Raw genomic sequence first — 15,662 nt, 5'->3', positions numbered from 1 at the left:
CTTAAGACTCCATTAAAGCCTGGAAATATGACAACAAATACTGATCCTAATTACTTATATATTCATCACTCTGGCCCTGGCCTTATTGAAACGCCATTACTAAACAAGGGCAGTGCGTTTAGTAAAAAAGAGCGCGAAAATTTTAACCTTGCAGGTTTACTTCCTCCACGCTTTGAAACCATCGAAGAGCAAGTTGAACGTTGTTATCAACAATACTCAAGTTTTACCGACAATTTAAATAAGCACATTTATTTACGTGCCATTCAAGATAACAACGAAACGCTTTATTACCGCTTAGTGCGCGATCATCTTGAAGAAATGATGCCAATTATTTACACCCCTACAGTGGGTGATGCCTGTGAAAAGTTTTCGGATATTTACCGTAGCGCACGTGGTTTATTTATTTCGTACGAAGACCGTTATCAAATTGACGACATTTTACGTAATGCCACAAAGGGTAAAGTAAAAGTCATTGTTGTGACCGACGGTGAACGTATATTAGGGCTAGGCGACCAAGGTATTGGCGGCATGGGGATACCTATTGGTAAATTGTCATTGTATACCGCGTGTGGTGGCATAAGCCCAGCATATACTTTGCCGGTCATGCTTGACGTAGGAACCAACAACGAAAAGCTTTTAAATGACCCTATGTATATGGGCGCACGCCATAAACGTATAGCTCAAGACGAGTACGATGAGTTTTTAGATCTATTTATTAAAGCGGTCAAACGCCGTTGGCCAAATGTATTGCTTCAATTTGAAGACTTTGCACAACCCAATGCCATGCCGCTTCTTAAGCGCTATCGTGAAGAAATTTGTAGCTTTAACGATGACATTCAAGGCACTGCATCAGTAACAGTTGGCTCTTTATTAGCTGCGTGTCGTGTTAAAGGCTCAACTCTTAGTCAACAAAAAGTTGTATTTGTTGGTGCAGGCTCTGCAGGTTGTGGTATTGCTGAGCAAATTATTAGCCAAATGGTATTTGAAGGTATCTCTGAAGAGCAAGCTCGTAGCCAAGTATTTATGGTTGACCGTTTTGGTCTGTTAACTAATGGCATGGAAGGGCTACGCGACTTCCAACAAGCTTTAGCGCAACCAACAGACGCGCTAAATGATTGGACTTACAGTGGTGAATACGCGTCATTGTTAGATGTAATGCATTGTGCAAAACCAGACATACTTATTGGTGTATCGGGTCAGCCAGGTTTGTTTACAGAGCAAGTTATTCGTGCCATGCATTCAACGTGTGAACAACCAATAATTTTCCCGTTAAGTAACCCGTCTAAACAGGTAGAAGCACACCCAGAAGACGTCATTAAATGGACTGATGGTAAAGCATTAGTTGCAACAGGTAGCCCGTTTGATCCCGTTGAATATAATGGTGAAACTTTCCCAATTCCACAGTGTAACAACAGTTATATTTTCCCTGGTATTGGTTTAGGCGTTATTGCAGCTAAGGCTACACGCATTACAGATGCCATGCTTAGCGTGTCGAGTGAAATGCTTGCTGAGTCTTCACCGCGAGCAAACAGCGGTAAAGGCAGTTTATTACCAGCATTAACAGAAATTGAAACGCTTAGTAAACGCATTGCATTTGCTATTGCTAAAAAAGCGATAGAAGAGGGTGTTGCATTGGAAATTTCTGACGATGCTCTGTGGGCAGCCATTGATAAAAATTATTGGTTACCAAAATACCGTAACTATAAACGTTGCAGCGTTTAAGTGGTATAAGTAATTTTATGTAACCCTGCGTTACAACACATAACAAAAAACAGGCGCTTGCCTGTTTTTTTATGCTTGTTCATTTATTGTTAACCCATTAGGCTCTTTAATAGAGCTAATGCAAATCCGCGATCATACTTAATTAAACAAATAAGTATAAAACAAAAAGGATTCTATGATGAACACACTAAAACTTTTTCTCGGCAGCGCCATAGCATTAAGCACACTTAGTTTGAATGCCTTTGCCAGCTCAACACCTGATTCACCACACATATATGTGAAAGGGCAAGCGACACTTACCACCATGCCAGATTATGCACAAATGAGTGTGGGTATCACTGAAGTAAATAAAGACCTAATAGCTGCAAAAAACAAAGCAGATATCACTATGGCAAAAGCCATCAAATTAGTAAAAAAGTTAGGCGTTAAAGACACTAATATCAACGCAGGGCAAATTAATATACACCGCGATACCCAATACAACCGCCAAACTGGACAGCAAGAATTTATCGGTTTCAAAATTACCCGAACACTAACGGTCAAACTTACTGATATAAGTAAATACCCTACGTTATTACAAAGTTTGGTTAATAACGGCATAAACCAAATTAACAATACCCAATTTTTAGCTAGCAACTATAACGAGCTTCATAAAAAAGCTCAAAAAATAGCAATACAAGATGCTAAAAAAGCGGCTAAAGAATTAAGCGACGACTTTGATGTATCGTTAAAAGGGTTATATAGTGCATCGTTGAGCCCACTTAATGTTCAAACTCAGCCCTATATGCGTGCAAAAGAAATGGTAATGGCGGATAGTGCACCCGGTAATTATGTACCGGATGCGTATCACAGTGGAGAAATTAAGGTAACAGCGTCTAGTTACGCTATTTATTACATTGAGTAGGATTTATTTTGGTGGTGCTCAAAATGTGCCACCAATTGACTACCTTGTTGTTCATTAATGCGTGTTATAGAATTTAGCATATTACAAATTTCGCGCCTGTCGTACTCGTTAGTCACATTCATGTTTATGTCATCAACAATAGCGAATAAATAATTAAATAAGCTTTCGCGTGCTTTTTCATTATCGTGCGCCACAAATAAAATATTTTTAAATGCTTCCAATACATTCGTCATTACGTAGGCGTCACCTTTTGCATAATGACGAAGCGGCGAAAAGTTATCATGTAGTAACTCGTCAAAACTGGTTTCATGTAAATATAAAAGCGGTTTTTTTTCACTGTGCTTAAACGAATAATTTATATCGTTAAGAGATAGGCGCTCAATTAGTAAAATACTCAGCATATCAATTGATTTAACAGCGGTACCTGGATCGTTAATACCAGGGCTCATTGCTTTTACCGCTATTTCAGATATTTGTGTTAAACCATAGCGGTAGTGGTCGCTAATGTACTCTTCTATATAAAAAATAAAGCAATCTAATATTTTTTCTAAGAGCTCTTCATCGTGGGTTATATCGACATTACATTTTAAAAATGGATAACCTTTTACTGTAAAATATCCTTGGTTAACAGAAATATATAAGTTTATATCGTGCTCTTTTAAAATTGCACACAGTTTATCAGTTTGCACACCCTTATAGTAACCCTCTGTTTTACTGCTTATGGAGTGCCATGTTGAAAAATCAGGAAACTCACTAACAGGGGCCTCTTTTTGTCTTTTAATGATCGCTTTAATTTCTTTTTTAGTCTGGCTAAACAAACCATTGAGGACATTATCGACTTGGATAGCGCGTGAAATAGAATGAATAAAAAATACAAATAACCCTAATGAAATCAAACCAAAAATTAAAGCAAATAAAACACCTATAGACGGAATTGCAGTACTGCCGCCTTCTAACTTATTAATATTTATAAGCATGATGATAGAGTAAATGATACTGCCTAAGTAAAAGCCGAGCACCATTTGATGAGACTTTCTAGTAATTAAACCGGGCACAACGCGAGGGGATAGACTTGCACTAGCCGAGTTTAAAACCACCATAACCATAGAAAAACTAAATACAGTCAATGAGATAATACTACCTGCAAGCGTACTTAAAATTGTTCGCGCATTTTCTGCGCTATCAACCAAAACCACTGAGATAAAAGACTTCAACTGCTCAACAGGGGCTAAATATTCAACCGACATTGTAATGATGGCAAAAAACAAAAAACCAACAGAAAGCACAGAAGGGTAAAAGCCAATGCTGTTTATCATTTCACGATAACTATCGGCCACTTTGCGAGGAACAAACATATAATCCCTATGATTGCGTATAAAAGATGGCTATCACCTTATCATAGTTGAACTTTAAACTTGTGATAAAGCCGTTAATTTATATGTTATTATCTGCACAGCTTAACACTGCGTATACTTAATGCGTTTAAAAAAACTAATAGGAACACACTGTGATTATTTCAACATATGCTGCATTACTCGCTTTTTTTTATATTTATTTAAGCTTTAATGTCATAAAAGTTCGCAGAGCAGAGCAAATATCATTAGGTGATAACGGTAATTCAGTTTTACAACGTGCAATTAGAGCACATGCAAACTTTATGGAATATGTACCTTTTGCCGTTATTTTATTATTTTTAGCTGAATACCAAGGTCTAGCCAGTCATTATTGTCACCTTCTAGGCGCATCTTTGTTAATTGGTCGATTTTTTCATAACCTAGGTATAGTAGAAAAAAACTTAAAGTATCGTCAAATAGGGACTGTAGCTACTTTTCTGGTTATGATAATAAGCGCGTTTGTTTTATTACTCACTCGTAATAGCTAATTAAAGTACAGTACATGACTAAAATATTTGTAATAGGCTTACCGAGAACTGGCACAACTAGTGTGTGCCACGCACTACTAGAATTAGGATTACCAACCGCACACACAGCATATACAAAAGCTAGTTTTGACAATGCACAAGCTATTGCCGACACCCCCATATTTACTGATTATAAAATGCTTGATAAGCATTACCCAGGGTCTAAGTTTATATATTTGGAAAGAGAAATTGATGTTTGGCTGCCATCCATCAGGCAATTACTCACACGTATGCATACTAATTTAACACGTACAGATGGCGGTTTTAATATTCATATAAAACGGTGTTACTTAGATGTTTTTTCTAATTTATCTCTCGAAAACATTAGTGGTGATAGTTACTTAGCGGACTGTTACAAGCGTCACCTAAATGCTGCACAGTATTATTTTGAAAAAAGACAAGCTGACTTTTTATCGATTGATATTGCAAAGGCGGGGAGTTATCAAAAAGTATGTGATTTTTTGAACATACAAAGTGATAAAACTGATTTTGATAAAATGAATATTGGCGGAAAAGTCACCGCATGGAACGATATTAAACACCCGTTAAAAATAGAGTCGACAGCAAAAGGGCGCATAGATAAACATTTACCTTACACCTCTCAACTGTAATTATCTAAATTAAGCCTTAAGAGCATTGCTTTACTAAAACCTATTGCGAGATTTTTATTTTCAAATACGTTAAAATTCCCGCATTATTTTTTAAGTAGTATTTATTATGTTTGAATTAAAATACCAAACGCCATTTGAATGGACCGAGGCTGTACTTGCCGACTTTAACACCTTTTTGCAAGATCATGCGGCTGCTGAAAAAAAAGCATCAGGTATGGCTATTTCAATGCTTTCTCATTACCCAGACAAGCGTAAACTTGTAAAAGCAATGACCGATTTAGCACTTGAAGAGCTTATTCATTTTAAACAAGTACTCAAGCTATTAACTGAACGCGACACAACACTGGGTGATGACCAAAAAGATCCGTACATAAAGCAAATTCGTGCTTTATTTAGACACGGACGTGATGGCTTTTTAATGGATAGGTTACTAGTTGGCGGTGTAATTGAAGCTCGTGGGCACGAACGTTTTTCATTAGTTGCGCAAGCATTACCTGAAGGTAAAGAAAAAGAGTTTTATGTAGCCATTGCTAAATCAGAAGAAAAGCACAAAAACTTATTTGTAGAGCTAGCCTACGAATACTTTGACAAAGAAGAAGTAGACGTGCGTTTAGAAGAGTTATTAGTTGCTGAGGCTGAAATTTGTAAAAGCATTCCATTTACAGCGGCGCTTCATTAATCTTATTTATTAAATTATAAAACGCAGGCATTTGCCAGCGTTTTTTTATGCCTAGGATTTATTTAAAATGCATAAATAACTATTGGTAGGGTGTTTATTACCTTTTTATTAAGCGATTAACTAGAACGAATAAATTAACAATTAAACACAATACTTAAGTGCTAAATATGCATATATGCAATTAACTTATTGAATATATGTATAAAGTTAAATATATCTGTAACATAAACTTGTTAGGTTTTTATCCTCATTTATACAGGGTAAAACAACAATGAAATCATTTATAAATATATCACTAACCTTAACAAGCTTATTACTAGCTTCAACTGCCAATGCTGCCAATTGCTTAGAAGGTTGTCCAACAGGATTAAACAACGGTAAAACAATTGAACGTAGTATTTATACTTTAAAAAATAACCGTTACACAAAATTTGCAGACTGGGTAGCATACCAAGTAACGCCCAATACAATGAGCGGGCCATCAAGATCAAGGAGTTGGAAATCAGACCCTGATTTATATTCCCATTATACGCTTGAACCCAGTGACTATACCGATGCATATGCAACAATTAATACTGACCGGGGGCATCAGGTTCCATTGGCATCTTTTAGTAATACAGCTGATTGGCGTTTAACAAATTTGCTTTCTAATATTACACCACAATCTTCAGCATTAAACCAAGGGCCATGGGTTAGGCTTGAAACAGCGGTAAGAAATCATGTTGATGATGGAAATAACTTATACGTAGTTACTGGTCCAATGTACGAATATTACTTTGCAGATTTACCACGAGCAAATGAAAACCATACTATACCAAGTGGTTATTTTAAAATTGTAATGAAGCAATCTGGTAACACCATTAAAGCATCAGCATTTATTATGCAGCAAAGTGCTGGCCGCAGAGATAATTTTTGTAATACCCAAGTAAGTATTGATGAAGTTGAAAGTAGAACTGGCATTAATGTTTTACCTAATTTAACGAGTAATCAGGCACAAACAATAGAATCATCCGTATTTGGTTTAGCAAGTGAGTTAGGCTGTAATTAAAATATCTACATGATTAGCGATATAAGTTTATGCCGTTAATCATGATTTAAAATAAATAATAGTGAAATAGAGCGTTTTATACGTTAAATAGATAAGCACTTTACCTTACTAAGTAATTAAAATACTGTATTTAACATAATATAAATTATAGGTAGTTAAATGTTGTTTAATAAGAGCGCATGAATGCACTCTTATTATGTCCAATACTAGACGGTATCGGACATTAGGTCGTTTTGTTCGCTATAAAATTTTGTAATACACAATGCAATGTTCAAATAACTCAATCAATGCTGAGTAAACGTTCTGCGGTATATTCGTTAGTGATTAAACCACTAATCATATTTGATCTTACAGCGCCTAGTATAGCCAACACTTTTTCTTCACCTGCAGCTATTGCATAAATTTGTTTGTTTTCATTTGTTACTAATGGCGTACTCGCAACGCGTTGGTTTACAGTGCAATCTAGCAATTTACCATTTTTATCATAAACCCAGCTGATCATTTCGCCAACGGCGCCTAAGTCTTGAAGCTCTTTTAACTCATTAGCGTCAACAAAACCATCTATGTGTAATGGTGACTTTTCACCTAAACTACCAATACCAACAAAAGTTACGTCTGCATTTTTAGCAAGCTTCAGGTTAGCAGTTATATTATGTTGTGCATGTAGTTGGTTTTTTTCTTCAATACTGCGCGGTAAAACTGGCAATGGCATCGGATAATGTTTTGCATTAGTGTGTTCAGCCATTCTAACTACAACATCGTAAGGCGAAGCCGAACCATCTAACGCCATGTTACCTAACATAGCCACTATTTTATGTTGTGGGCAATCAAGTATTGGTAGTTCATCAACAATAGCACGCAAAACTCTACCTGTTCCCATTGCCAATACTTTTGGCGTTTCTGATTTCAAATGGCGCTGTATCTCAGCGGCACCAGCTTGTGCAAGTCCAACTGTAGATGATGGTTCAGAAGGATCGCTTGGCACCACTTCACATGATGCTAAACCAAATCGGCTTTTTAATTTTTGTGCTAAATCCATACATTTGGCAATGGGGTGATCGAGTCTTACTTTTATTAGGCCTTGGCTAACTGATAAAGCAACCATTCGCTGTGCTGACTGACGAGATACATTAAGCTTTTTCGCTATTTCGTCTTGAGTTTGGCCGGCGACATAATATAACCACCCCGCTCTTGCTGCATCATCAAGTTTTCTTATTTCTGTGTTCGATAATTTTGCCACTTAAACCTCTGTAATTAAGGAGTAACTTGTGTTTGATATTATTAATGGCTTCAAACTTATGCTTTAATGCAAATATATCATTTATTTATATAATGCCGAAGCCAATAATGAGCTAATAACCAATACCTTAAAGTTAATTATGACTAAATATGGTATTGGCTCTACTGCTTTCAAACTTAGTTGCTAGCTTTAATCGTTACCCCGTTTTTATCAAACCTGTGTACTTTATTTTCTTGCGCAGTTAAAAATACAGAGTCACCGTATTGGAGCGAGCAATCACCGTCAGCTTTTACTGTCACTGTGCTGCCATTTGTAAGTGTTACATGTAAAAAGCTCTCAGACCCTAAGTGCTCAATTACCCCTACTTTACCTGACCACGTGCCTGTATCTTGCGATATTATAAAGTGCTCTGGACGAACACCTAAGCTTGACGCTCCATTAGTGTCACCATTTGGAATATCAATAAAGTTCATTTTTGGTGAACCAATAAAACCCGCCACAAATTTATTTACTGGGTGTTGATAAAGCTCCAATGGAGTACCTACTTGCTCGATAATACCGCCATTAAATACGGCAATTCTGTCGGCCATTGTCATTGCTTCAACTTGGTCGTGAGTTACATAAATCATTGTAGTGGCTAAGCTTTTATGCAGCTCTGAAATTTCAAGACGCATATTTACACGCAATGAAGCATCTAAATTTGATAGTGGCTCATCGAATAAAAATGCAGAGGGTTGTCTAACAATTGCGCGCCCTATTGCTACTCGTTGACGTTGACCACCTGATAGCTGTCCTGGTTTTCGATCTAGATAATCAGTTAAATTAAGAATTTTAGCGGCGTTAGCGATTTTAGTTTCTATTTCTGCAGCGCTTACTTTAGCGCGCTTAAGTGGAAAAGCAATGTTATTGCGAACGCTCATATGTGGGTACAACGCATAAGATTGGAACACCATTGCTAAGCCTCTTTTAGCAGGTGGTGTATGTGTTGCATCTTGCCCATCTATTTCAATATTTCCGCTTGTTGTGTCTTCAAGCCCCGCAATCATGCGTAGTAATGTTGATTTACCACAGCCTGATGGCCCAACGAAAACAATAAATTCACCGTCTTTAATTTCTAAATCTAACGGTTTAATAACGTTTACGTCGTCAAAGTTTTTAGTGACTTGTTTTAGTGTGATGCTGCCCATGTGTGTTCTCCTACTTTACTGCGCCAAAGCTTAAGCCGCGCACTAATTGTTTTTGACTAAACCAACCAAGAATTAAAATTGGCACAATGGCCATGGCAGATGCTGCCGATAATTTGGCGTAAAATAACCCTTCAGGGCTTGAATAACTGGCTATAAATGCAGTTAATGGAGCAGCATTTGCTGCGGTTAATATTAAAGTCCAAAATGCCTCGTTCCAGGCTAAAATTACATTTAATAATAATGTTGAAGCAATGCCAGGTAAGGCTATAGGCAGTAATACATGAAATATTTCTTCGCCAATCGTTGCACCATCCATGCGTGAAGCTTCTAATATTTCACCCGGTATTTCTCTGAAGTAGGTATAAAGCATCCAGATCATAATTGGTAAATTTATAAGGGTCATGACGATAACTAAACCTAGTTTTGTATCGAGTAAACCGAAGTCGCGAAATAATAAGTAAATAGGTATTAGCACCCCTACCGGCGGTAGCATTTTGGTCGAAAGCATCCACATTAGTAAATTTTTTGTTTTTTTACTTTGAACAAAAGCCATAGACCATGCAGCCGGAACAGCGATTAATAAACCTAATAAACTTGACCCTAATGAAATAACAACCGAATTCCAAAAATGCGTAAAGTATGGTGAGCGTGATAATACATCTGAGTAATTTATTAGCGTCCACTCGAATGCAAACAAAGTGGGTGTAGCTGATATAGCCTCAGATTCTGTTTTAAAACTTGTGATCAACGTCCATAAAATAGGGAAGAAAATCATTGAACTGACTGTCCATGCCGCTATGGTATAAATAAGTGTTGAACGTGTGTTATTTTTAATACTCATTTTACCCCTCCAAGTTTTTGCCAATTAAGCGCATTAAAAATATTGCTACTATATTTGCAATGATCACGGCAACAATGCCACCTGCCGAACCACCACCTACATCAAATTGCAGTAATGATTGGGTATAAATTAAATAAGTAATATTTGTTGATGAATAACCTGGTCCACCGCTTGTTGTAACCAATATTTCAGCAAATATAGAGAGTAAAAAGATGGTTTCAATTAATATCACCGCAGTCACTGCGCGAGATAAATGAGGTAAAACAATATAGAAAAACTTACTAAATGGGCCTGCGCCATCTAAATCAGCGGCTTCTAGTTGTTCGCGGTCTAGTGATTGAATAGCTGTAAGCAAAATCAGTGCTGCAAATGGTAACCACTGCCAAGACACAATTATAATGATTGAAAATAACGGCATTTGAGCAAAAAAGTCTATTGGCTCAAAGCCTAACCAAATTGCAAAGTGAGCAAACAAACCATTTACAGGGTTCATAAGCATGTTTTTCCACACTAAGGCTGAAACCGTTGGCATAACAAAAAATGGCGCAAGTACCATGATACGAACGTAATTACGTCCCCATATTGCTTGGTCTAATAAAATAGACAAACCTATACCACCACAAATGGTAATGAGTAACACGCCAGTAACTAAATAAAGCGTGTTAAAAAAAGATTCAAAAAACGCTGGATCAGTTAGAAAAAACTCATAGTTTAAAAAACCTACAAATTCTTTATCTCCAGGAACCAATAAATTGTAATCAATGAATGAAAAATACAATGTCATACACAGCGGAACAATCATCCAAGCGAGTAACAATGTTACGCTAGGAAGAAGCATGAACCGAGCAAGCGTACGCGAGTTAGTTGTTGCCATAACGGTGACCTTAAAAAAGCCAATTCTATTTACTCACTATTAAGTGAAAATCAGAAACCCTTAATAATATGTAAAATCATAAATAGAACTGACATAAAATACAGGGCAAGTTGAGAGCTTGCCCACCTATAATTGATACTACTTAGGGTAACGGGCTTTGCGCATGGCTCTTTCAACTAAACGTTGAGATGAGCTTAACGCTTGTTTAACGGTCATTTGCCCAGTTAAAGCGGCTGAAAATTGTTGCCCTACTGCTGTTCCTATCCCTTGAAACTCCGGAATAGCAACAAACTGAATACCAACATAAGGAACAGGTTTTACGGTTGGGTTTTTAGGATCTGCGGTTTCGATTGAATCTAATGTTATTTGAGCAAAAGGCGCTGCTTCCATATACTGAGAGTTAATGTATAAAGATTTACGAGTACCTGGTGGCACTTTTGCCCAGCCTTTTTTATCGGCTACAAGTTGAGTATATTCTTTAGATGTTGCCCAGCTGATAAATTTCATTGCAGCATCTTGTTTTTTACTGCTTGAAGGAATGGCTAGTGTCCACGACCATAACCAATTACCACGTTTACCTAGCCCGTTGTCTGGTGCGAGTGCAAAACCAACTTTATCGGCTACTTCAGAATCTGTTTTGTTTGTAACAAATGCGCCAGCTACTGTTGCATCAATCCATATACCACACTTACCGGTTTGAAATAATGCTAGATTTTCGTTAAAGCCATTAGCTGACGAACCCGCAGGACCTGATTCATTCATAACATCAACATAGTACTGAAGAGTTTTTTCCCATTCAGGTGTACTGAACTGAGGCTTCCAGTTTTCGTCAAACCAACGTGCACCGAATGAGTTAGCCATTGATGTAATAAGTGCAATATTTTCTCCCCAACCGGCTTTACCACGCAAACACATACCATAAACGCCATCCTCTTTACTGGTCATCGCTTTTGCTGCTTTTCTAATAAAGTCCCAAGACGGTGCTTTAGGCATGGTTAACCCAGCTTTTGCCATTAAATCAGTACGGTACATAACCATTGAGCTTTCGCCATAGAAAGGAGCGGCGTATAGCTTATCGTTAACGGTAAGGCCGCTTCGAATAGCGGGTAGTAAATCATCTAAATCGTAATTTTTGCCAAGGTTATCTAACTCTGTTAACCAGTTCTGTTTGCCCCAAATTGGTACTTCATAAGTACCGATGGTCATAACATCATACTGACCGCCTTTTGTGGCCACGTCTGTTGTTACACGTTGGCGTAAAATATTTTCTTCAAGTGTTACCCACTTCAAATCTATATCAGGGTTTTGACTGGTGAATTCATTGCTTAGTTCTTTCATGGTGATCATGTCACCATTATTAACAGTAGCAATTGTAATTGTTTCTTTTGCGTAAGCGTTGCTCATTGCCATGATGCCACAGGCAAGCATTAATAATTTATTTTTCATTTTAAATACCTTATCTCTAACATTAAAAGGTGCACTTGTACTTAATAAAAGTGAATTAAAATAGCTTTAATTACGTGAATATTAAGTACTAAGTTGCTGAATATAAGTTAAAATTTAACTGAAATCTCAGATGTGAAACCGTCAAAACCAGCGCCTATTTGGCCTGCAGAGTTAACGCCTTCTTCTTGATTCACATATTCCACTTTTAATAACGTTTTATCGTTAAACCAGTAGCCCGCAGCAACTTGAATACGCTCTACTGTATTGTCTGCTTGCTCAATTAAATCAGATGTATTTTCTGCTTCTGAATAACGAGCTGCTACATATAACTGTTTAGGGATAAGGTATTGTTGTGCTTCAAAAACAAAATATTCTACTGATGTATCACCTTTGATCACACTGTTTGAATCGTACGTTGTGCCATTAGCATCGGCTACTCCATCGGTACCAAAGTATGTAATTCCTGCAACTGCATTGCCCGCAGCATCTGCAAATGTGTAATCATCTGATGATTTACCAACCATGAACACTAAACTTGTTTCGTCAGATGGTTGGTATGCTAGATTTAGTTGTATGATTGACTGCTCTAGTCCGGGCATTGCACCTACATGCGTGTCACGTTCATTTGATGGTGAGGCAGAAAAGTTATAGTTTTCACCATCGCCAAAACGATAGTTTGTTGTAGTTACTCCGTCTAAACTAGCTACACCATTTTCAAAGTTTAACTGGTCGCCTTGATTGGCCTTGAAAAGATTTAAACCCGCTTTGAAACCACCTTCAAATTCTAATGTGCCTTGTAAACGGTAATTGTAACCACGGTCTTCTTGGAATGCTTCGCCAAAGCTTGAGGTTGTTATATGGCCAGCCACATTGTATGAGCGAAGAAAACCGCCGTCGTAAGTTTTTGTGTAACTAAGTTGCGCGCCGTTTTCAGCTGTAGCGTAATCAGTTATTCCGTTACCAATTAATGCATTACCTTGGTTATCTGCTCCATCTTGAAATCCTTTGAATTGAAACGGTGATGCACCAATGTTACCAAGCCTAAGGGTCAGATTCTCATCTTCTTTTGGTGTACCATAAAGGCCAAATAAATCAAACTCAACACCGGCAAAGTCATTATGAAATGAAAAATCACGGTCGCCGCCACCAAAATCATTTGGTTCTTCAGCTATATCAATATCAGCTGTAATAAATTCGTTAATATGAAATTTAAGCTGTAAATTTGCTCTTACACGGCCAAATCCAGATTCTTGTACTTCATCTTCAGGACGAAACGCCCCCTCTTTTGCTTGAATAGACTGGAAATTTTGCATTAATAAAAAGTCGACATCAACGCGGTCTAAGTAGTCAGAAACATCAGCTTGAGCTGACATAGAAGTAGCCATTGCAGCTGTTAATAGTGAGATTGCGAATTTTGTATTTTTATTTTTTAACATAATAAGCTCTTCGTGTTGTGTAGTGTTTAGTGTGAGTGTGTAGAAAAGCATTATGAGCATTGGGTGTGACCTTATATTAAAATCCACCAATGAGCATTAGCTCAACTGCTGAGCATAATCACAGAATGATTTTAATAGGTCAACGATTTTTTATTACAAAACATTTACAAAATTAGAATTGTTAATTTAAAATCTTTAGTATCAATAGCTTGTAAATTTATTAGGTGTGGTTGAAAAAACGAGTGTGCGGGTGTTTATAAAATGGATAACTTTTAAATTAATTAGAAAGTAGTAGAATTGAGTGTTGTTTTGATATTTTTCAAGCAGAATACAAAATCAACAAAAGTATGGATGTATTGTGATTTTTTAAGCAACGTTCTTGAGGTTATTAAGGTCATAGCTTAATATTAATGTACTTAAGAAGTATTAAAAGAAGTAACTTACATATGGAATTTGTTCGCCCTTTAGAGCCTATCCTCATCATTGACGATGTTAAAGAAATCCGTGATTACCTAAACCAAATATTAACCGAACTGGGTTATGAAGATATTTTAGAAAGCACGGATTTTAGCTCTGCCAAGCCAGTTATTGATAAAAAATGCCCTAGTGTGATTTTTTTAGATGTAGACTTACCCGACTCTGATGGGACTGATATTTTAGAATTTATTAATATAACCTACCCAAACGCACATGTAGTTATGTGCTCAGGTCATAACAGCTTAGAAAATGTTCAGAATACTTGGGAGCTTGGAGCTAAAGGGTTTATAGCAAAACCTTTTAATGCAAAAAAAGTTGATACCGTAATGAAACGTCTCGAACACATAGAATAATAAAAGGTTAGCATGCAAAGCTCCGTTAAAGCGATTATTGAAGACTTATCAGATGTTATTTTTGGAAAACAAAAACAGATAAAATTAGCACTAACCTGCTTGTTTAGCGAAGGACACTTACTAATTGAAGACTTGCCTGGCATGGGAAAAACCACGCTTTCTCATGGTTTAGCGGCAGTACTTGGCTTATCTTACCAACGAATTCAATTTACAAGTGACTTACTACCTGCCGATATACTCGGTACAAATGTATTTAATAGTAACGATCACAGCTTTACGTTTCATAAAGGCCCTATTTTTAGTCAAGTTGTATTAGCTGACGAAATAAACCGTACAGGGCCAAAAACACAAAGTGCATTACTTGAGGCGATGGAAGAACAACAAATCACTGTTGATGGCAAAAAGTATAGCCTTCCAGATCCATTTTTTGTTATTGCTACGCAAAATCCTTTATACCAATCGGGTACTTATCCGCTACCGGAATCTCAGTTAGATCGATTTTTAATGCGTATAAGCCTTGGTTTTCCTCAAAAAGAAGCTGAAAAACGTTTAATTTTAAATATGCAAAAACGCGATTACAGCCAACTTCCTAAACGGATAGATAAGCAGCAATTAAAACAAATTCAGGCACAAATTAGTGAAGTTACACTTAGTACTCCCGTTGTTGATTACATTATAGAGCTTGTTAATTATACAAGAAGCAGCAATGCGTTTGCGTCTTCATTATCACCTCGAGCAAGCATTGCGTTAGCTAAGGCTGCTAAATCATGGGCTTATATTGATGGACGCGATTATGTAATTCCTGAAGATATAGAAGCAGTTTTTACAAGTGTGTGCCAGCACCGCTTAGGTTTGCATAATGAATCGGGTGAAGCTCAAGTGAATGACATTTTAAATGCTGTGCCGGTTCCGGTGTAGCTTTT

At 37.1% G+C, this 15,662-nt stretch carries 15 protein-coding genes; 8 read left to right on the top strand and 7 right to left on the bottom strand.

Annotated elements, in window-relative coordinates; translation table 11 throughout:
- Positions 1-27 precede the first annotated feature (27 nt).
- The gene (locus MTP24_RS08230; RefSeq protein ID WP_008133030.1) at positions 28-1,722 is read left to right on the top strand and encodes an NAD-dependent malic enzyme; all 1,695 of its coding nucleotides are present in this window, start codon (positions 28-30) and stop codon (positions 1,720-1,722) included.
- 178 nt (positions 1,723-1,900) lie between these two features.
- On the top strand, positions 1,901-2,626 hold the full coding sequence (locus MTP24_RS08225) for an SIMPL domain-containing protein (protein WP_243533694.1): 726 nt from the start codon (positions 1,901-1,903) through the stop codon (positions 2,624-2,626).
- Here MTP24_RS08225 and MTP24_RS08220 read toward each other — a convergent pair.
- Positions 2,614-3,981: a DUF2254 domain-containing protein gene (locus tag MTP24_RS08220; protein WP_243530480.1), complete on the bottom strand. Its 1,368-nt coding sequence runs from the start codon at positions 3,979-3,981 to the stop codon at positions 2,614-2,616. The two genes, MTP24_RS08225 and MTP24_RS08220, sit on opposite strands and share 13 nt — an antisense overlap.
- Positions 3,982-4,133: 152 nt before the next feature.
- Here MTP24_RS08220 and MTP24_RS08215 point away from each other — a divergent pair, with 152 nt between their 5' ends.
- The 4 genes from MTP24_RS08215 (at position 4,134) to MTP24_RS08200 (ending at position 6,885) form a co-directional block, all read left to right on the top strand.
- Positions 4,134-4,508 (top strand): MAPEG family protein, encoded by a 375-nt coding sequence (locus MTP24_RS08215; protein WP_006792956.1) that lies wholly within the window; start codon positions 4,134-4,136, stop codon positions 4,506-4,508.
- A 14-nt stretch (positions 4,509-4,522) separates the two neighbouring features.
- Complete coding sequence (locus tag MTP24_RS08210) at positions 4,523-5,158, top strand: sulfotransferase (RefSeq protein WP_243530478.1); 636 nt, start codon at positions 4,523-4,525, stop codon at positions 5,156-5,158.
- A 106-nt stretch (positions 5,159-5,264) separates the two neighbouring features.
- Positions 5,265-5,837, top strand: coding sequence for a tRNA-(ms[2]io[6]A)-hydroxylase (locus MTP24_RS08205; protein ID WP_008133023.1), 573 nt, complete (start codon positions 5,265-5,267; stop codon positions 5,835-5,837).
- A 271-nt stretch (positions 5,838-6,108) separates the two neighbouring features.
- Positions 6,109-6,885 (top strand): DNA/RNA non-specific endonuclease, encoded by a 777-nt coding sequence (locus MTP24_RS08200; protein WP_010556505.1) that lies wholly within the window; start codon positions 6,109-6,111, stop codon positions 6,883-6,885.
- Positions 6,886-7,165: 280 nt separating this feature from the next.
- Here MTP24_RS08200 and MTP24_RS08195 read toward each other — a convergent pair whose 3' ends face one another.
- The 6 genes from MTP24_RS08195 to MTP24_RS08170 all read right to left on the bottom strand — a co-directional run bounded on the left by MTP24_RS08195 (position 7,166) and on the right by MTP24_RS08170 (position 13,909).
- On the bottom strand, positions 7,166-8,125 hold the full coding sequence (locus MTP24_RS08195) for a sugar-binding transcriptional regulator (protein ID WP_008133018.1): 960 nt from the start codon (positions 8,123-8,125) through the stop codon (positions 7,166-7,168).
- A 176-nt stretch (positions 8,126-8,301) separates the two neighbouring features.
- Entirely contained in the window at positions 8,302-9,312 is a 1,011-nt protein-coding gene (ugpC, locus tag MTP24_RS08190; protein WP_243530476.1) for a sn-glycerol-3-phosphate ABC transporter ATP-binding protein UgpC, read from the bottom strand.
- A gap of 10 nt (positions 9,313-9,322) precedes the next feature.
- Positions 9,323-10,153 carry a carbohydrate ABC transporter permease gene (locus MTP24_RS08185; RefSeq protein ID WP_008133015.1) on the bottom strand — a complete coding sequence of 277 codons (831 nt, stop codon included), beginning with the start codon at positions 10,151-10,153 and terminating at the stop codon, positions 9,323-9,325.
- 1 nt (position 10,154) lies between these two features.
- Complete coding sequence (locus tag MTP24_RS08180; protein ID WP_243530474.1) at positions 10,155-11,027, bottom strand: sugar ABC transporter permease; 873 nt, start codon at positions 11,025-11,027, stop codon at positions 10,155-10,157.
- Between the two features lie 138 nt (positions 11,028-11,165).
- On the bottom strand, positions 11,166-12,473 hold the full coding sequence (locus MTP24_RS08175; RefSeq protein WP_243530472.1) for a sugar ABC transporter substrate-binding protein: 1,308 nt from the start codon (positions 12,471-12,473) through the stop codon (positions 11,166-11,168).
- 107 nt (positions 12,474-12,580) lie between these two features.
- Entirely contained in the window at positions 12,581-13,909 is a 1,329-nt protein-coding gene (locus MTP24_RS08170; protein WP_243530470.1) for a hypothetical protein, read from the bottom strand.
- A 446-nt stretch (positions 13,910-14,355) separates the two neighbouring features.
- Here MTP24_RS08170 and MTP24_RS08165 point away from each other — a divergent pair, with 446 nt between their 5' ends.
- On the top strand, positions 14,356-14,739 hold the full coding sequence (locus tag MTP24_RS08165; RefSeq protein WP_006792946.1) for a response regulator: 384 nt from the start codon (positions 14,356-14,358) through the stop codon (positions 14,737-14,739).
- Between the two features lie 12 nt (positions 14,740-14,751).
- Positions 14,752-15,657 carry a MoxR family ATPase gene (locus MTP24_RS08160; RefSeq protein ID WP_008133000.1) on the top strand — a complete coding sequence of 302 codons (906 nt, stop codon included), beginning with the start codon at positions 14,752-14,754 and terminating at the stop codon, positions 15,655-15,657.
- Positions 15,658-15,662 lie beyond the last annotated feature (5 nt).

Origin of the sequence: Pseudoalteromonas sp. APM04 (genome assembly GCF_022809815.1) — a bacterium.
Lineage (GTDB): Bacteria > Pseudomonadota > Gammaproteobacteria > Enterobacterales > Alteromonadaceae > Pseudoalteromonas > Pseudoalteromonas marina.
This window is presented reverse-complemented; position numbering and strand designations above follow the sequence as displayed.